At 56.1% G+C, this 17,645-nt stretch carries 14 protein-coding genes; 10 read left to right on the top strand and 4 right to left on the bottom strand.

Translation table 11 applies throughout. From position 1 onward, the window contains the following. The 4 genes from AB4N41_RS08225 to AB4N41_RS08210 are packed head-to-tail and all read left to right on the top strand — an operon-like array spanning window position 1 to window position 6,613. Complete coding sequence (locus tag AB4N41_RS08225; protein ID WP_252877122.1) at window positions 1-2,037, top strand: type VI secretion system Vgr family protein; 2,037 nt, start codon at window positions 1-3, stop codon at window positions 2,035-2,037. A 5-nt stretch (window positions 2,038-2,042) separates the two neighbouring features. Next, on the top strand, window positions 2,043-3,062 hold the full coding sequence (locus tag AB4N41_RS08220; protein ID WP_252877121.1) for a tetratricopeptide repeat protein: 1,020 nt from the start codon (window positions 2,043-2,045) through the stop codon (window positions 3,060-3,062). Between the two features lie 16 nt (window positions 3,063-3,078). Next, window positions 3,079-6,114 (top strand): hypothetical protein, encoded by a 3,036-nt coding sequence (locus tag AB4N41_RS08215; protein WP_252877120.1) that lies wholly within the window; start codon window positions 3,079-3,081, stop codon window positions 6,112-6,114. After that, complete coding sequence (locus AB4N41_RS08210; protein WP_252877119.1) at window positions 6,104-6,613, top strand: hypothetical protein; 510 nt, start codon at window positions 6,104-6,106, stop codon at window positions 6,611-6,613. The genes AB4N41_RS08215 and AB4N41_RS08210 overlap by 11 nt, the downstream gene beginning before the upstream one ends. A gap of 173 nt (window positions 6,614-6,786) precedes the next feature. On the opposite strand, the gene AB4N41_RS08205 is transcribed toward AB4N41_RS08210, so the two are convergent. Next, window positions 6,787-7,059: a hypothetical protein gene (locus AB4N41_RS08205; protein WP_252877118.1), complete on the bottom strand. Its 273-nt coding sequence runs from the start codon at window positions 7,057-7,059 to the stop codon at window positions 6,787-6,789. A gap of 11 nt (window positions 7,060-7,070) precedes the next feature. Between AB4N41_RS08205 and AB4N41_RS08200 the strand changes: the two genes are divergently transcribed. The 4 genes from AB4N41_RS08200 (at window position 7,071) to AB4N41_RS08185 (ending at window position 10,066) form a co-directional block, all read left to right on the top strand. Continuing rightward, window positions 7,071-8,435, top strand: coding sequence for a lysozyme inhibitor LprI family protein (locus AB4N41_RS08200; protein WP_252877117.1), 1,365 nt, complete (start codon window positions 7,071-7,073; stop codon window positions 8,433-8,435). Window positions 8,436-8,573: 138 nt separating this feature from the next. Further along, complete coding sequence (locus tag AB4N41_RS08195) at window positions 8,574-9,029, top strand: cell division protein (RefSeq protein WP_252877116.1); 456 nt, start codon at window positions 8,574-8,576, stop codon at window positions 9,027-9,029. A gap of 4 nt (window positions 9,030-9,033) precedes the next feature. Beyond that, entirely contained in the window at window positions 9,034-9,621 is a 588-nt protein-coding gene (locus AB4N41_RS08190; protein ID WP_252877115.1) for a lysozyme inhibitor LprI family protein, read from the top strand. A 13-nt stretch (window positions 9,622-9,634) separates the two neighbouring features. Beyond that, a complete protein-coding gene (locus tag AB4N41_RS08185; RefSeq protein ID WP_252877114.1) occupies window positions 9,635-10,066 on the top strand; it encodes a hypothetical protein in 432 nt (143 codons plus the stop codon). Window positions 10,067-10,125: 59 nt separating this feature from the next. Here AB4N41_RS08185 and AB4N41_RS08180 read toward each other — a convergent pair whose 3' ends face one another. After that, window positions 10,126-10,488: a DUF6124 family protein gene (locus tag AB4N41_RS08180; RefSeq protein WP_252877113.1), complete on the bottom strand. Its 363-nt coding sequence runs from the start codon at window positions 10,486-10,488 to the stop codon at window positions 10,126-10,128. A 368-nt stretch (window positions 10,489-10,856) separates the two neighbouring features. On the opposite strand from AB4N41_RS08180, the gene AB4N41_RS08175 reads away from it, so the two are divergent. Both AB4N41_RS08175 and AB4N41_RS08170 read left to right on the top strand, forming a co-directional pair. After that, window positions 10,857-11,240, top strand: a complete 384-nt coding sequence (locus AB4N41_RS08175; RefSeq protein WP_056790828.1) for a hypothetical protein — start codon at window positions 10,857-10,859, stop codon at window positions 11,238-11,240. A 188-nt stretch (window positions 11,241-11,428) separates the two neighbouring features. After that, complete coding sequence (locus AB4N41_RS08170) at window positions 11,429-13,993, top strand: hypothetical protein (protein WP_252877112.1); 2,565 nt, start codon at window positions 11,429-11,431, stop codon at window positions 13,991-13,993. Window positions 13,994-14,081: 88 nt separating this feature from the next. On the opposite strand, the gene AB4N41_RS08165 is transcribed toward AB4N41_RS08170, so the two are convergent. Continuing rightward, a complete protein-coding gene (locus AB4N41_RS08165; RefSeq protein WP_252877111.1) occupies window positions 14,082-15,482 on the bottom strand; it encodes an aminoacyl-tRNA deacylase and HDOD domain-containing protein in 1,401 nt (466 codons plus the stop codon). A 79-nt stretch (window positions 15,483-15,561) separates the two neighbouring features. Further along, on the bottom strand, window positions 15,562-17,637 hold the full coding sequence (gene recG / locus AB4N41_RS08160) for an ATP-dependent DNA helicase RecG (protein WP_252877110.1): 2,076 nt from the start codon (window positions 17,635-17,637) through the stop codon (window positions 15,562-15,564). Between the last annotated feature and the right edge of the window lie 8 nt (window positions 17,638-17,645).

The following is a 17,645-nucleotide window of genomic DNA, read 5'->3' as shown; positions in this document are numbered from 1 at the left end:
ATGTTCAACTCAGCTAACGAAACCCACTTCAGCCTAAAGGTCGAAGACTACGTCGGCGACCTGCAAGTGCTGTCGTTCACCGGCACCGAAGGCATCAGCCAGGCGTATCGCTTCGACCTCGAACTGGTCAGCGAAAACCCCGATCTGGACCTCGAACAACTGCTGCACAAGCAGGCGTTTCTGGCATTCGATCCACAGGGCTCGGGCATTCACGGGCAGATCTACCGCGTCGCCCAGGGCGATGCCGGCAAGCGCCTGACCCGCTACAAAGTCTCGATCGTGCCGCAACTGCAATACCTGCATCACCGCACCAACCAGCGCATCTACCAGCAGATGTCGGCGCCGAAAATCATCGCGCTGATCCTTGAAGAGCACGGCATCAAGAGCAACGCCTACAGCTTCCAGCTCAGCCAGCCGTGCCCGGATCGCGACTACTGCGTGCAGTACGACGAAACCGACCTGCATTTCGTCCAGCGCCTGTGCGAAGAAGAGGGCATTCACTACCACTTCCAGCACAGCGAAAAGGCCCACCTGCTGGTGTTCGGCGACGACCAGACCGTGTTCCAGAACCTTGGGCAGCCAACCGCCTACGTGCAGGGCAGCGGCATGGTCGCGGACGAGCCGGTAATCAAAGCCTTCAAACTGCGCTTGGAAACCCGCACCACGCGCACCACTCGCCGTGACTACGACTTCGAAAAACCGCGCCTGCGAATGGAAGCCGCATACAAACCGGACGGCGACAGCACTGAACCGGATCTCGAAGACTACGACTACCCCGGCCGCTTCATCGACCGCGCGCGCGGCAAGTTCCTCAGCCAACGCGCCCTCGAACGCCACCGCGCTGACTACCGCCAGGCGGAAGGCCGCGGCGACCAGACAAGACTGGTCAGCGGCCACTTCATGGAAATGTCCGACCACCCGCGCAGCGAGTGGAACGACCTGTGGCTGCTCACCGAAATCTTCCACGAAGGCAAACAACCGCAAGTCCTCGAAGAAGGCGTGACCAGCGACACCACGGACGAAAAAGACGACTTCCACCAGGGCTACCGCAACACCTTCCTCGCCACCCCGTGGGACGTGTTCTACCGCCCGGCCCTCGAACACCCGAAACCGCGCGTACTCGGCAGCCAGACCGCCATGGTCACCGGCCCAAAAGGCGAAGAAATCCACTGCGACCAATACGGCCGCATCAAAGTGCAATTCCACTGGGACCGCGAAGGCCAGGCCGACGACAAAACCAGCTGCTGGTTACGCGTCTCCAGCTCCTGGGCCGGTGACCGCTACGGCGCCATCTCCATCCCGCGCATCGGCATGGAAGTCCTCGTCACCTTCCTCGAAGGCGACCCCGACCAACCCCTCGTCACCGGCTGCCTGTACCACAAGGAAAACCCGGTGCCGTACGCACTGCCGGCGAACAAAACCCGCAGCGTGTTCAAAACGCTTAGCTCACCGGGAGGCGGTGGTTACAACGAACTGCGCATCGAAGACAAGAAAGGTGCGGAGCAGATCTACATTCATGCGCAGCGTGACTGGGATGAAAACGTTGAGCACGATCAGAAGATTCGGGTCGGCAATGAACGTCACGACACGGTGGTGAAGAACACTTACACCGAGCTGAAGGCTGAAGAACACCGCACCACCATCAGCGACCGCAAGATCGAAGCGAAGCTGGATGATCACCTGACGATTGGGCAGAACCAGCATGTGAAGTTGGGCACGGCGCAGCTGACCAGCGTGGGGAAAGAGATTCACCTCAAGGCTGGGGACAAGATCGTTATCGAGGCGGGGACAGAGCTGACCATTCTTGGGGGTGGGAGCTTTATCAAGCTGGATGGCGGTGGGGTGACGGTGGTTGGGCCGGTGATCAAGATCAATGCGGGTGGTTCTGCGGGATCGGGGACTGGCATCGGGATTAAACCGCCGGTGCTGCCGGGGGCGGCGGATAAGGATAAGGCGGGGAGTTTGATGGATCAGGCGTTGGCGAATGCGGTGCCTGAGAAGGTTAAGCCGAAGGCTTTTTTTGTGTTTTCCGAGTGATCGACATGAATGGTGTTTTGAAGAAGAGCAATGGCATCGCGATAGCGGTTTTCACCGCGTCGCTGTTGAGCCTGTTTCATGGCAGCGCTTATGCGGATGAATGCCCGTCCGAGGATTTTTCCCAGTTTCTGCCGGCGTTTTCTGCGAATGCTGAAACCCAGCAGCGTTTGACTGCGATGACGGTGAAGTCGCTGGTGTTGAAACCCGAAGGAGAGGGGCGGACTCTTGAGCCGCAAACGGCGGAGATCAACAGCTCCACATTGGCGTTTCCGCTGATGGCACCTTTAGCCACAGACAAGACAGACGGGGTTGAAGTCGAAATAATCGACGACAGTCACGTCAACGTTGTGGACAAGCGAGCGGGTAACAGCAACATCAAGATTTTCAATTTTTCTCGTCAGGCATGCTGGGTACTCGAGGGCGTCGAGAACTGGTCGATCAATGATAAAGACCTTGTTGAAGGGACCACGCCGACCCTGAGTACCGCCGAGAACTTTTGCTATCAGCGTGCGCGAACTTACGGACGCCTTGGTGGCCTGGACAAATACTCCCTGACGGGAGAACTCTTTGAAGCAGCATTGGAAAACTACCTGTGTGCAGCAGCTTCCGGCGATCCTCAGGCAAGTCTCAGTGCTGCCAGTCTGAGCCTTTCCGGAATGGCATCGCAATTGGAAACAGAGAAGGTCGAAGCCCTGTTCAAGGCCGCCGCTACTACTCTGGCAAGCGGAGCTTCTGCATTGTCCACATTCTATTGTTATGGCAATGACACAGACCCCGAGGGCCCTTGTCAGCATCCTGAAGAAGCAGAAAGGGAATTGATTCGCGCCGCATCGATGGGCTCTTCCGATGCTCAAAATAAACTGGGTGATACATTCGAGACCGGTAGATTGGTAACCAAGGATGCCTCCAGAGCACTGGATTGCTATCGCTTGGCCGCCAGTAAAGGAAATGCCACCGCCCTGAGTAATTTAACCAGATTGAAATCGCAAACCGCTGACGCCACAGAATCCAGCCATTGCTATTGATTTGCAGGATGCAGAAATGACAGAACCATTAGATTTAACGGGTAATTACGAAAACCGTGGCTACGTGTACAAGATGGGCGGCGATGGCATAAAAACAAATGCGGCCGGTAATAAGTTAATCGACTGCTCGCACATGGTTAATTTGTTGCTAACGGGGGCTGGCTATAAAATCCCGTATCAAGACACACGTGTAATGGTGGACTCCACTTACTACACAACCGTGGTGCCACCCGACGTCAAGAAAGGCGATATCGCTCTTTGGATTAATGAAGATCCGCTGGGTGGTGGAGATAAGTTATTTCATACCGGTATTGTTGTTGACGTTAATCCTACCGGTACTGCAGGCAAGTTCTTCGGCGCGCAGACGAGGAAAGGGCCGTCATTTACTTACTTTGGCACTAAAGATCCGGCCTTCTACTGGCCCATTCCTACAAAATTTCTCAGGGCTAAAGAAGAGTATAGAACCGGCGCAGCGGAACAACCGGCCCCTGCCCCCGCTCCTGCACCAACGCCTGCTGGACCGGAGCCTGTTCTAAACTTTCAATTCCCCATAAGAAAGGCTGATGGGAAACAGTTCGACAGTGCCAATGAACTGTATACCGCCATCGAAAATGAGACCTCAGGTCAATACCTTTTGGGTAGCTATAACTTTTGGCACGGTGGCATTCATATTAGCAATGCCAGTGCATCCTACTGTGTGAAAGACGAGCCCGTACGATGCATGGCGGATGGTGTGGTTGTAGCCTATCGCCTCAACGAAGATTATTTACAGTCGAAGTACGCTGGAGATAAACCGGCCAAGCTTAAATACTCTAATTCTTTCTGCCTGGTTCGGCATGACTACAAGTCGCCCGCTAACCCGGAAGAAGGCCCGAACAAAGGGAAACAAAATAAGCTGGTATTTTTCAGTCTTTATATGCACTTGATGCCCTATAAAGGCTACTTGCCTACAGAGGAGGAGTTGGGTAAGCCGAAGATAAAGTTCACGGTGGGAGATTTTACTGCCCGCAGTGATTCTGAGGAAGGTCCGGAATGCGTGAAGTATGGGCTGATTTCTGCGGGCTCTGTCTTTGAAGTTCTAGAAGAAAAGCTTGCCAGCAACGGTATCACTTACGCCCGAGGTAAGTTGTTAAGTGGCAAGGTGCCTAACAGGAAATTAGGGGAAGAATCCTGGTTTGCTTATAAGAAAGATGGTGTGGCAGTCAAGAATAAAAAAGACACCGCGATCTGGAGCGCAATATTACCGCCGGAACGAACCCGGCCAGGCTATTGGAAGGGGCTGGTTAAGGCTCGTGTCAGCGCCCCGAACGGATTGCCGTTGTTCGCAGCGCCCAAAGCTGTTGCTAACGGTGAAAGTGCTGGTGAACCGCTGGGAGAAATGGCCCTTTGTTTGAACAGTGAAATTAAATTCGACGGCACCAAAGTATTTAATCTGAAGGTTGGAGGTTCTCTGGTTCGGATGGCTGAGTGCACCTGCCTGTCTGGCGGTTTGAGAGGCGCAGGAACGGTTCCGTCAACATTCTGGGCGAGCGTCGAAGATATCGGTAACGGTCGGATGGTCACGTGGGCCGAAGTCACACCTGCCGAATTCGATAAGGTAATTGCTTGCGAAGCAGCGATAAAAGCAGGCCATCCAATAGGGTTTTTAGGCTTGCAGGAGAACCTCGGGAAAGTTGAGGGTTCAATCTCTAGCAAATATCACGCTCATATTGAGATATTCACCAGTGATACCGGCCTCGATAAATTCTTGCAGAATGAAGCTGCCCTGAAAATTGGCATGAGTTACCTGAATCTGCCGGCGGGCACGGTACTTGCCAGTAAGGCGACCACGGGACAGCCTGCGACCCTTGAGTCCAAACATATAGTTCCTATGGGATCGGTCTCTGTGTTCAAAGACTCAAAAGGGGTTGAGTGGTATGAGCCGACCGTTATAGAGAAAGATAAAAAGCTGACGGGCCTGATCAAAAAGGCAGATGTTACCTTTACGTCTGCAGGTGCTCAGTTGATATCTCAACATGATTGGGCAAAGTTGGGATATGCAGTTGTCAAAGAGGGCGATGAGAATTCAGATGGTTTTCTTGATCCGGACTCGATGCCGCCTTTTTTCAAGGAGCTCCATGCGAAACTCGACGCTTTGGGTGACAAAGATGGTGAAGTTACCTCCGCGGACTTGAACTCGGCATTGAAGAATGTGGAGTTCCGGGATAAATGGACAAAGTTGATTGCTTACCACCCCACCGAGTGGCAGGCGAAGTCTTCCGAGCCCAAGTGGAGTCGTCTTGATCAATTGCTCGCTGAGTCGCCAAAGTTACTGGAACATGAAAAAGAGCGGATTGACAAGCTTGTTTTTTGGGATGAGCTGGCGGGTGCGTTACAGATGCCTCTTCCGAAACAGGTCTATCATTTTCACCCGATTGCGTTCGTCAATAATTTCATGAAGTTTGCCGTGCCTGGAAAAGGTTGGGCGCACAGTGCGTTTGCCAATTTGCTCGCGAGCGTTGAGTCGAATAATGATTACACTGCTTACAACAGGACCAAGGGTGGACTGAAAGCGTTTTATAAAACTGATTTGACTACGTTGACCATCGCTGAACTACAGCAGAAACAGAAGGACCGGGATATTTTTGCGGCGGGTCGCTATCAAATGGTTCCTGACACGATAAATGGTGCTGTGAAAAAGCTCGAACTTGCTTCCACGCTTAAATTTGACGAAGAGACTCAGGATAAGATTTTTGAGGAATACTTGATAAAAGTTAAGCGCAAGGCATTCATCCAGTATCTGGAAGGCGATGGCGACGTCGAAAAAGCTGCCTATGCCTGGGCCTTGGAATTCGCCTCGGCAGGTGTAAGAAAGGGCAAGACCATTAGCCCGGTGCCGAAGAAAGATGAGCACGGAAACATCGAAATGAAAGACGGCAAACCGGTGATGCTCGCGAGGGTCGCAAGCTTTGAGGGACAGTCGTATTATGCGGGCGACGGTCTCAATACCGCTCACATTTTGCCGGCTGACATGGTTCGTGTTCTCGAGGAGTCAAAAAACAATGGCAAGTAAGTTATCAGCGTCCCGCTTGTTTTGGCTGGGCGCGCTTTTTCTCTTCTCGTGTTTTGCCAAGGCCGATGTGCCGCGGTTCGAAAACTATAAAGTCGACGAAATTTTTAAGGGCCAACATCACGACGCTGTTGCCAGTGATGAAAATAAAAGCTGGGCTGAGGGGCGCAAGAAAGCCATCAAGCAACCCGTAAATTTTGCGGGCCATTATGTTGTTTACGCAAACGGCTGTGGCGGCGGGTCTATCTGTGGCGAAATTCTTGACGTGAAAACGGGGGAGGTTGTTACGTCCTTTCCTAATGCTTATTACATCATCGGAAATGACGGTACCGCACCCTACGCGGCCGTCTACAAGCCAGACAGCAAATTGCTCGAAATTATGGGTGTAGCGGCCGATCCGGAAGTGGATGTAGAGGGTAACGATCTCGAGGAGGGTAACCGGCAGCGCTTCTACGAGTTCGATGGCAAGAAGCTCACTCTGATCGAACTTGTCGATCAGTAAATTTGGTTTATTCCAAGGGGAAAGGTGACGGATGTGCCTCTGGCTAAGTCCGCACCTCCCCTTTCTCCAGCGTGTTCATTTCCTGCGTTGTCGCCATCGACTATCCCTGATGTTGCAACGACCCGTTTGCACTCCTGGGATTCCGGGCGCAGGTGGGAGTAGGGCGGGTAAATTCAGTTCAACCCTTTAGCGGCATCACTAATCGGTCTGACTTGGACGATGCCGGCGTTAGCTGAAACCACCACATTGAGTCCCGTCAACGGTGTCGACACGAAATCAGCCCCAAATCCGGCACGTTTGAAGAGTTGCAGCCGGACTGCGGCGATGGCTTCGTTAACCTGCGCGTCGACAAAAAACGTAAGACGTTGCTCAGCACTTACTGGGGCATGAACGGACCAGATCAATGCATCACCCGACTCACCAAACGCAAAGCCTGAATGACTCAAGGAAGAACCCCGTGAAACGTTTTGTTTTTACCCTGCTGGCCGTGCTACTGCCGGTTTCAGCGGCCTATGCGCAGGATGACTGCAGCCATGTCACCTCAAGCCTGGAAATGGTGCCCTGTTCGGAGGCGGCGAAGAAGGCTGCCGATGCGCAGTTGAACGTCAGCTACAAGCAGTTGATGTCGCGGCTTGAGTCTGACTATCGAGCAGATCCGGCGTTGGGTGCGGAGTACGCGGCGAAGGTTAAAGAGTCGCAACGTGCGTGGTTGAAATTGCGCGATGCTAACTGCCCTTTGGAGGCATTCGAGATCGAGACTGGGATGCCGGCGCATGTGTTCGCGGTTAACTTGTGCATCGCCAGAATGAGTCGCGAGCGCTCGGCGTATCTGGACAAGATTGTCCCTGCGCTTGCATCCGATAAGAGCGCTTCGACGGCACCGACCAGCGACGCTTGCCCCTCGGAGGAGTTCGCGCCTTTCCTGACCGCGTTTTCCGCCAACAGCGAATCACAACGCCGTCTGACTGCAATGACGGTCAAGTCGCTGGTGTTGAAACCGGTAGCTGGGAAGGATCGACGTACCTTTGAGCCTTCGACCTCGGGTGTCAGTGGAACAACCTTCACCTATCCGCTGATGGCTGCAATCACGCCCGGCAAGACACCTGGGGTCGAGATTGAAGAGGTTGATGACAGTCACGTCAACGTGGTGGATAAACGGGCCGGCAACAGCAATATCAAGATCTTCAACTTCTCTCGTCAGGCGTGCTGGGTGCTTGAGGGGATTGAGGATTGGTCGGTCAGCGAGAAGGATCTTGTCGCAACACGTAATCCAGGAATGAGCCGCGCCGAGAACTTCTGTGATCAGCGTGCTGAAGCTTTAGGTGGGCTTGGGTTGCTTGAGCAATACCCTCTAACGGTGGAACTGGTTGAAGCGTCCCTAGAAAATTATGTATGTGCTGCGGAGTCAGGTGATGCAGAGGCAAGTCTTTCGGCGGCAAGCCTGAGTCTTTCTCAAATGGCATCCCAGTTGGAAACCAGCAAAGTAGAGGCGCTGTTCAAAGCGGCCTCGAAAATACCGAGTGGCGCGCTGGCCTATGCCACGTTTTTTTGTGTCGGAAACTCCACCGACTATAACGGCCCTTGCCTCCATCCCGAGCAGGCGAAAGAGCAGGTCATTCGGGCGATCACCATGGGTTCCACTGACGCGATGAATTATCTGGCCTCGACCTTTGAAGGTGGCGAGCTTGGAACGAAGGATATGTCGCGGGCGCTAGCCTGTTATCAAATGGCGGCTGACAAAGGTAATCAGTTGGGCATCTTCAACGTGGGGCGATTGGGAACACAAGGCGCTGAGCCGATCAAGGCCAGTCACTGCATCTGAAATGCCGGGTCATGTCTGATGCGTTTTCGCAGTCGTTGAGTCTGAATCCGTCCGGTAAAACGTTTAGTTTTTGAGCATCTGACGACCGCGATTTTCCTTTAAACTCCCCACCCCCAAGGAACGCGCTCAGGACACGGAATGCCAGCCCCTTCTTCCTCGCTTCGCCCAGCGTTGGTGCTTTGGCTATATGCCGCTGCGATCACGCATATCCTCGCCGGTCTTACCCTGACCTGGGCCGGTGACTCCGGCTTGCTCGATGGCTACCTGCAAGTCCTCGAACTGTCGTTCTGGGGTGCCGATGCGGTTCCCACCGCCGGCCGCGAACAACAAGTCTGGTGGCTCGCGCTGTTCGGCGCGACGTTGCAAAGTTATTCGCTGTACATGTTCGCGCTGGTGCACTTGGGCAATCGCTTGAAAGCTCCGGCCATCTGGGGCTGGTTGATCGCCGGCATCCTGTTATGGGCGCCGCAGGACATGTGGCTCTCGGCGCAACAGCAGGTCTGGTCGCACGTGTGGCTGGATGGTTTAGCTCTGTTGGTGTTGTTGCCGCCGCTGTTTTGGCTGTACAGACATGACCGTCAAAGGAAGGAGTAACAGCGTGAAAGTATTTTCGATTCTTCTCGGTTGCTTGCTCTCTGCTGCTTCATCCGCATTGTTTGCTGGAGAAGCGTGCAACCCAGACAGTTTGTCCAACCCGGACTTGATCACCTGCGGCCAGCAAACCTACAAGAAAGTCGATGGCGTCTTGAACGAGCAATACAAAAAAGCGCTGTCGACTCTGGCTCCTGCGGAGCAAAGCCACCTGAGAGATGTGCAAAAGAACTGGGTGCGCTTCAAAGAGTCGTTTTGTGAAGAGCTTTACCAAGCTGCGTTGCCGGGTGCTGAGGCGCCAATCGAGAGGCTTGGGTGTCTGGTGCAGACGACCAATGCTCGGCTGGGAGAGTTGATCGCTCTACAGACGGGTTTACTGCTGGATGGTTTTTACAAAGCGGCATCCGCGATTGCAGGGAAGGATCGTGAGAGAAATTTAGCGGCCTCAATCGAGCGGCTGGGAGGGGATCAATTCGATGATCCGCTTTGGAAGAAGTACGCAGAAGGGCACTGCCAGATGGCTAGCCGTCTGTTGCGTGAAGACGTCGCCTACTGCGTGGTGAGGATGCGCTTTCAATTACCCATGAACCGCTAAAGGAATGTTTGGTTTGAAATTTTCGTCTGCATTGTTTTCCGCGATGCTCGTTTTCATTCCTCTGGCGGCTCATAGCGAGGTCACGACCGGGGTTTTTTGCTTTCGCTCCTACGAAGGCAAACCCATAAATTTTGAATTCCGAACCTATTACGACTCTGTCGCCAAATGGAGCGGTGCTGGCGTCAAGTACAGCAAGTCGAAAAAGGCAATCGGGCTGGTTCATCGCAGTACTGAACAAGAAGAACTCGTGTATGGCCGGCCCTACCAGTACACGACAACTTGGGTTGAAGTAGTTGATGGCGCACTGACAGGTGAGTATCAGATGGTCACTCAGGGTGGCCGGGTTGATGCGATGACGTATACGAATTACAAGTCTGCAAAGAAGTATTCGTTTGAAAACGATTACAACGTGGATGCGAAACCTGAAACAGGTTGCCAGTGGTGAAGCAGGGAATATTCAAAAAGGGGACTTAACGTCCCCTTTTTTTTCATTCACCAATCTCGCTACGGCTTGGCCGCCACGCTTCGCACTTCAATGTGATCAAGCGTCCCTTCCACCATCAATCTGACCCCGTCCGCCATCCTACTCAATGCCAATGCAACCGAGCGGCGTGAGCCATCTATGTCGTCCGCAAGGTCCGCAGCGATGACGCTGATGGACAGGAGGTCTTCGGAGGCGTTGGCCAGGAGGGCTTCGGCATCGATGTCCGGGTTCAGGCTGAACAGGCCTTCAGGGCGTGGGGCCTGAGAGAGGTCAGATTTGCCGAAGTGGTGATCGAGGGCGCGTTCGGCGGCTTCATGTAATTTTCTTGAATCGAAGGATTCGTAGGGGGAGGTGTCCTCGGTGTTGGTATTTGAATTGGTCATCGGTGTAAATCCCTTGGAGTAAGAAGAAATTGCTCCCGAATTCGGACTTGCACATCCGGTCACCGAATACCCGATGACGCAGGAAGCCTATCGGTGATCTTCAAGCTCGCCTAGTTCACGGACAGCCCCGCACTTTGCAGGAAACTTCCCATGGATTCGCGGGGCGGAAGATCAAAAGATCGCAGGCTTCGCCAGCTCCTACAGGGATGTGTTTCAACAGGTGTAGGACGTTGCTTGCGGAATCGTGACTTGGCAGTCATCGTGCGGGAAATGGTCAGCATCCTCTTCCAACAGCGTGAGATACTGGCGTTATCGTCCGAATCCCTTACACTGCCCCGGCCGTTCATTTTCCTTTTGAGGCTGTGCGCATGAAATTTCGTTTTCTCCTGTGGATGATGGGTTTGTTGATGGGTAAGGCCAGCCGGACAAATCCTGCGTTCCAGCAGCAGTTGGGTGACAAGGATCTGGTGTTTCAGCTGCAGACGCTGGACGGGAAAGTGGCGCGGCATTTCGTGGTCAAGGATCAGCGCATCACCAGCAAGTCTGGCGTGGTGCCGGAGCCGGCGTTTGCGATTGCGTTTAAAGACGCGGGTTATGGCTTTGCCACGATGCAGGCGAAGAACAAGCAGTTGGCGTTTATGCAGGGGATTCAGGACAAGTCGATCCAGCTCAAGGGCAACCCGGCGCTGGTGATGTGGTTTCAGGGGTTGATGAAGTATTTGAAGCCGAGGAAGGCAAAGGCCAAGGCTTGAGATTTTTTTGGGTTGGCTTCAAGCGAAGCACAATGAAGAATCGTGCGTTCTTTGGCTCGCAAAGTCTTTATTCAGGCCTGTAAAGACGGTCGAACTGTCATTTCTGTCAGGTGCTTTGCTCATCTTCGCGATGCTCTACTCAAGCTCCGGTCCCGTAAAGGACGCCACGCACTTGATGGAGCAAGAACATGACTCAGGCTCAGGACTTGACCACGCCAGGTACCCCCGATCCCTCTTTTGCCCTGAATGGTTTATTGAAATTACCGATACCGGGCATTGCGAGCCATGAGGCTGCGGCCGTTTTGGCCCTTCCCGACGGGAAGTTGCTGGTCGCTCTTCCTCTGGAAGGAAGTGACGCGCTGCTGGCCATCGCCCGATTGAACGAAGACGGTACGCTCGACAAGTCCTTCGGAAGTCATGAGACGGGTTTCGTCGAGATATCTTTGAACGGCGCTAGCATCAGCACCGTGTTTGGGCTCGATGCGTTGCGGGACGGCGGCTGGCTGGTGCGCGTTCAATACTTCACACAGAAGGCCGTCGATGCCGGCCAAGCAATGATCCGCTTGAAAGGCGACGGTGAGCTGGACGATTCGTTCGGCGATAAAGGCGTGAGTTTATTTTCTTTCTACAAGATCCCGGGCTCCACGCGTGCGTCGTCGGCAGGGGCGAAGTCAAGCCAAAAGTCCCCCGCTACAAATGCCTCTACCGTCTCTGCAGTTCAGCAGGCCGATGGCAAAATCGTCCTGCTCCATTTCCTGCTGATCGATGAGCCATGGCCATCGCCCGTCGTGATGCGTCTTTTGGCGAACGGCTCGCTCGATCCATCATTTGACGGCGCGGGGTACGTCTTGGTGGATGTCGGTGCCACCTCGAACACCGCCGGCGCTATCGCTGTTCAAGCCGATGGCAAAGTATTGGTTTGCGGCGTTTTTCAGAGTGGTGAGACAGCCTCCGGAGTTTTTCTGGCACGTTTGGACGTAGCGGGGAAGCTGGATAAGGATTTCAACAACGGCCAGGCGAAGCTGATTTTCGACGAGGATGGCGAGAGCTCTTTGAACGCTGTTTCGGTGCGCGAAAGTGATGGCAGGATCGTTGCGGTGGGTGACGCCTGGCAAAAGAACGTCCATGGCGGGTTGGTGGTTGTGCTGAACGCCAGTGGAGCATCCAATCTTGTATTCAATAATGGCCAGCCTCTGTTTTCCCCGTTACTGCCAGACGGATTGACGTGGCGGCATACATCACAGCTCGACGGCTCGATCATTGTCGTTGGAGCCGGTGATTCCGCGGTAATTACCGCGCGCTTTCTCGCAGACGGCAAGCTGGACACGGCCTTCAACGGTATTGGCTATACGCTCTTCGATAACGTAGCGGGGCCAGTGTTTCCTCATGATCTGGCAATCATGGAGGACGGTCGGATAGTGGTGTCCATGACCCACACCAGCCTTTCTGACCCTTCCCGGGTGGATGGTTGGATCACTCGCTATCTAAGCGCAAACCTGACGAGTGGCACGCTGAATTTTGATCCGTCTTTTGGCGAAAACGGCATTGTCAGATTTCCGCTTGGAGGATTGTCTGAGTTTGACGTAAGAGCGGTATTGGCTCTGCCGGACAACAAGTTGCTGGTGGCTGTTCGTCGACGCAAGGATGGCCTGGAAACGCTGATCGCCCGGCTTCTGGAGGACGGCCAACTAGACCTCGGTTTTGGTGAAGAAAAGACCGGATTCGTCGAGATTTCACTCAAGGACGGTTTGTATATGCACTCGATGCTCGAGTTGACGCCGTTCCCGGATGGCGGTTGGCTCGTTCGTGCCGAGTACCAGAACAATGGGCCTGATGTTTCTGCCGGGCTGGTTGTCGTGAAACACGACAAAGATGGACGGCTGGATCACAACTTTGCTGACCAGGGTGTGCGTTACATTCCTTATGCGCAGATGGGGAGCGCGGGTCATGGCGACAATGTCTTGCGGCAAGACGAGAAAATCCTGCTGGTCGGATCCGTCGAAGACGACGCTGGCCGTGTGAGCGGCGTCGTCATGCGGCTCAATGCGGATGGCTCCGACGACACCACGTTCAATGGCACGGGTTTCGCGCTTGTCGAGCTCGCTGGCATTGCACACCAACACAGTTCTGCGCAGCTGGTCGCGCATCAACCTGACGGCGCTGTGGTGGTTGGTGGCAGCTATAGCGGGCCATCTTCGGGCGCTTACGTCATTCGATTCGACGCTAACGGCAAGATCGACAGGGAGTTTGGCGAGAGCGGTAACGGCGTCGTGATCATCTCTGGTGAGGATGAGATCCACCTGTCCGCCATTTCAATTGTGGATAGCAAGATTGTTCTTGCAGGGGCTGCCGTAAGGGACGGTGGCATGCGTGGAGTGATTGCGGTACTCACATCCAAAGGTTCCTACAATCTCGTATTCAATAATGGTAAGCCGTTGTTATCCGACTTCGTCCCGCAAGGTTTGAGATGGTTGCGCTGTGTAGCGCGACCTGACGGTTCAATCGTCGTCAGCGGCGACACCGGAATCGGAGTCACCGACGATGATCCGAGTGCGATCACGGCGAAGTTTTTGGCGGACGGAACACCGGACCTGTCATTCAACGGCACAGGGTTCAGCATCTTCGACGAGGCCGGGGTCCTGGAGGCTCTTCATGACATGACGGTACTGGGGGACGGCCGAATTGTAGTGGGAGGGTATTTCATTGGAAGCTTCCCGAATCCGCAGGGCTGGGTGATTCGGTACCGCGGTTGATTACGCCAATAATCAACAGTTGGCCGCAACGCACCCGCTCCTGAAGATCGCATCGATCTTGTGGGAGCGGGCTTGCCCGCGAAGCTTTTCAGGCCTGGCTGAACTGCGAAGCCAGTTCACGCAGCAGCACTTCAGCCTCAAGCACTTTGCTGACGACATCGTTGGCTTTGTCACGGCTCAGGCCGACGCGTTCAAGCAGGGCATCCGGAATATCTTCATCCGGCCCGGAGCCAATCCCGCGGCTGCGTAGCAGGCGTACGGCCAGGCAGACGAGGTTCGGGTATTCGGCGTAGGCGCCGTCGTAGCTTGGGTCGTGCTGGAAGCGCAGGGCGGTGGCCAGTTCATCCGGCATGTCCCAGTAGCGCATCAGCCACGAGCCGATCTGTTCACGGCTGATACCGAGCAGGTGTTGCTCGATGTAGCTGTGGCACAGGTGCGGGTTGACCTCCAGGTGGCGGCAGATCAGCGAGAAGTGCGGCGGAAACACGTGGGCCAGCAGCAGGTAACCGAAGTTATGCAGCAGACCGGCCAGATACGTCAGGCCTGCTTCCGGGCGCTGGGCGCGCGGCATGGCGCGGGTCAGGCCTTCGATGACGGCGGCGGTGTAGATCGACTGCTGCCAGTACGGCGTGGTGTGTTGCGGGTGGTCTTTGGGCAGGCTCAGGGTCTTGCCGAGGGCCAGGCCCAGCGCGAGGTTGATCACCAGATCGAAGCCCAGCACGCGGACGATCGCGTCTTCCACCGAACGAATCTTGCCCGGCGAGGCGTAGTACGGCGACGCCGCCCAGCTCACCACTTGCGCGGCCAGCGCCGGGTCGGTTTCAACCACGCCGGTGATGTCGTCGATGGTGGCATTGGGGTCAACGCGCAGCTTGATGATTTTTTGCGCGGTTTCGGCCAGCGGCGGAATCTCGATGGTCGCTTCCAGACGCTGCTGAATGCGCCGCGCGGTGAACGCCTGCACGGCCTGGGTGATTTCCTCGCGGTCATCGTCCGGGCGGTCGAGGTTCGGGCGGATGCTGCTCAGGGCTTCGCCGAAGTTGGCGGCGCTGGCCTTGGTCAGCATCGATTTGAAGTCTTCGCTGCTGATTTCCAGCAGCAGGCCCGGCTCGCCGGAGTTGATCAGCAGCTTCGGCTCGCGCAGCAGGCTTTCTTCGTAGAGGCACGGCGAACTGGTTAGCGCCGGCAGGCCTGGGAGCAGGCTCAGATTGTGTTTGCCGAGCATCTTTTCCAGGCGTTCGGTGGACACGGCTGTGAGTCGGCGACCAGTGAGTTCGGCGAGGCGATTGAGATCCAGCAACTGGCTCTGTGGAAACAGCACCATCAACGCGCCCACGGCGTCGTCCAGCAACACGGCCTGCACTTTGCGCGAGGCATTGAGGCCGTGGTGGTCGAGCACTTCTTCGTAGGCAACGCCCAGCTTGTTGAGCAGCAGCCGAATAACAGACGGAGCTTGCGGAGATTCGGGGACGAGAGCAGCTTCGATCATGGTCTGTATCCGTTTTTGAAACAATGGCAGGAGTATAACCAGCTCTGTAGGAACGATCCTGCACAAACTGCGACGGTGCTCACACTTGGCCGTATTGCTGCCCATGCCGCAGCCAACGGTCAAGCAATGGGCTGACGTGGGTCGGCCAGCGCTCCAGCAAAGCCTGGGCAGCATCGCGCACGGCGGGCAATAAATCGGCGTCGCGCATCAGGTCGGCGACCTTGAATTGCAGCAGGCCGGTCTGGCGGGTGCCGAGCATTTCCCCGGGGCCGCGCAATTCGAGGTCTTTTTCGGCGATGACGAAACCGTCGTTGGTCTCGCGCATGATGCCCAGGCGCTGGCGGCCGATCTGCGACAGCGGCGGATGGTAGAGCAGCACGCAATGACTGGCGGCGCTGCCCCGGCCGACGCGACCACGCAACTGGTGCAACTGTGCGAGGCCGAGGCGCTCGGGGTTTTCGATGATCATCAGGCTGGCGTTGGGCACGTCGACGCCGACTTCGATCACCGTGGTCGCGACCAGCAGTTGCAGGTTGCCGGCCTTGAACTCGGCCATGACGGCGGCTTTCTCTACCGGTTTCATGCGCCCGTGAATCAGCCCGACCTTCAATTCGCCGAGGGCGGCGGTGAGGTCTTCGAACGTGGTTTCGGCGGCCTGGCAGGTCAGCTCTTCGGACTCCTCGATCAACGTGCACACCCAATAGGCCTGACGACCTTCGGCGCAAGCGCTGCGCACCCGTTCGATGACTTCGACGCGGCGGGTGTCGGTGACCAGCACGGTGTTGACCGGCGTTCGCCCGGGCGGCAATTCATCGAGGATCGAGGTGTCGAGGTCGGCGTAGGCGCTCATTGCCAGCGTGCGTGGAATCGGTGTGGCGGTCATGATCAACTGATGCGGACACATGCGCCCGCCGACGCCTTTCTGCCGCAGCGCCAGACGCTGCTGCACGCCGAAGCGGTGCTGTTCGTCGATGATCACCAGCGCCAGATTCTTGAACTGTACTTCGTCCTGAAACAGCGCGTGGGTGCCGACCACCATCGGTGTGCCGCTGGCGATTTGTTCCAGCGCGGCGACGCGGTTCTTGCCCTTAAGCTTGCCGGCCAGCCACGCGACTTCAATGCCCAGCGGTTCGAGCCAGCGTTTGAAGGTGATGAAGTGCTGTTCGGCGAGGATCTCGGTCGGCGCCATCAGCGCGACTTGATAACCGGCCTCCAGCGCTTGCAGGGCGGCGAGGGCGGCAACCACGGTTTTCCCCGCGCCAACGTCACCCTGAATCAGGCGCAACATCGGTTCGTGCTGACTGAGGTCGTAGGCGATTTCGTTGCCGACGCGCTGTTGCGCGCCGGTCGGGTTGAAGCCGAGGTTTTTCAGGTATTTCGGTGGCAGCTTTGTGGCTTTCGGCATCGCCGGCGCGCGCAGTGAACGCATGCTTTCGCGCAGACGCTGCTGTGAAAGTTGATGCGTGAGCAGTTCTTCGAAAGCCAGGCGATGCTGCGCCCAGTGATGGCCAAGGGCGAGTTCATCGACGTCGGCATCGGCGGGCGGGTTGTGCAGGTAACGGATCGCGTCGGCCAGCGGCGCCAGTTGGTAGTCGCGGGCCAGTTCGGTCGGCAGCCAGTCCGGCAGGGTGCTCGGCTTGAGCAGCGTCAAGGTCTGCATGCACAACTGGCGCAGGCGCTGCTGGGTCAGCCCTTCGGTGAGCGGGTAGACCGGGGTCAGGGTTTCATCCACTGGCGGCGGTTCGTCGCCGGTGATGGCGCGGTATTCGGGGTGGTAGATTTCCAGGCCTGAGGCGCCGGGCCGGGCTTCACCGTAGCAGCGAACCCGCGTGCCACGCTTGAGGCCTTCTTTCTGCGCATTGCTGAAATGGTAGAAGCGCAGGCTCAGCCCGCCGGTGCCGTCCTGCAAGCGCACGACCAGACTGCGGCGGCGACCCATGACCACGTCGGCACCGCTGACGGTGCCTTCGACCACGGCGTCCTGCCCCGGTCGCAATGCGCCGATCGGCACCACGCGGGTGCGATCCTGATAACGCAGCGGCAAGTGGAAGAGCACGTCCTGCAGATTATCGAGGCCGACCTTGGCCAGTTTCTCGGCCATGGCTTCGCCGACACCCTTGAGTGCCGTCACCGACACTTGCGACAGCTCCGTCATGACGCTCG

Source organism: Pseudomonas sp. S2_A10, from assembly GCF_054668465.1.
Note: the sequence above shows the minus strand (reverse complement) of the source record. Positions and strands in the feature narration are given on the sequence as shown.

Coding starts and splice junctions, on each gene's coding strand:
- AB4N41_RS08225 (WP_252877122.1), top strand. CDS start 1: ATGTTCAACTCAGCTAACGAAACCCACTTCAGCCTAAAGGTCGAAGAC.
- AB4N41_RS08220 (WP_252877121.1), top strand. CDS start 2,043: ATGAATGGTGTTTTGAAGAAGAGCAATGGCATCGCGATAGCGGTTTTC.
- AB4N41_RS08215 (WP_252877120.1), top strand. CDS start 3,079: ATGACAGAACCATTAGATTTAACGGGTAATTACGAAAACCGTGGCTAC.
- AB4N41_RS08210 (WP_252877119.1), top strand. CDS start 6,104: ATGGCAAGTAAGTTATCAGCGTCCCGCTTGTTTTGGCTGGGCGCGCTT.
- AB4N41_RS08195 (WP_252877116.1), top strand. CDS start 8,574: ATGCCAGCCCCTTCTTCCTCGCTTCGCCCAGCGTTGGTGCTTTGGCTA.
- AB4N41_RS08180 (WP_252877113.1), bottom strand. CDS start 10,488: ATGACCAATTCAAATACCAACACCGAGGACACCTCCCCCTACGAATCC.
- AB4N41_RS08175 (WP_056790828.1), top strand. CDS start 10,857: ATGAAATTTCGTTTTCTCCTGTGGATGATGGGTTTGTTGATGGGTAAG.
- AB4N41_RS08170 (WP_252877112.1), top strand. CDS start 11,429: ATGACTCAGGCTCAGGACTTGACCACGCCAGGTACCCCCGATCCCTCT.
- AB4N41_RS08165 (WP_252877111.1), bottom strand. CDS start 15,482: ATGATCGAAGCTGCTCTCGTCCCCGAATCTCCGCAAGCTCCGTCTGTT.
- recG (WP_252877110.1), bottom strand. CDS start 17,637: ATGACGGAGCTGTCGCAAGTGTCGGTGACGGCACTCAAGGGTGTCGGC.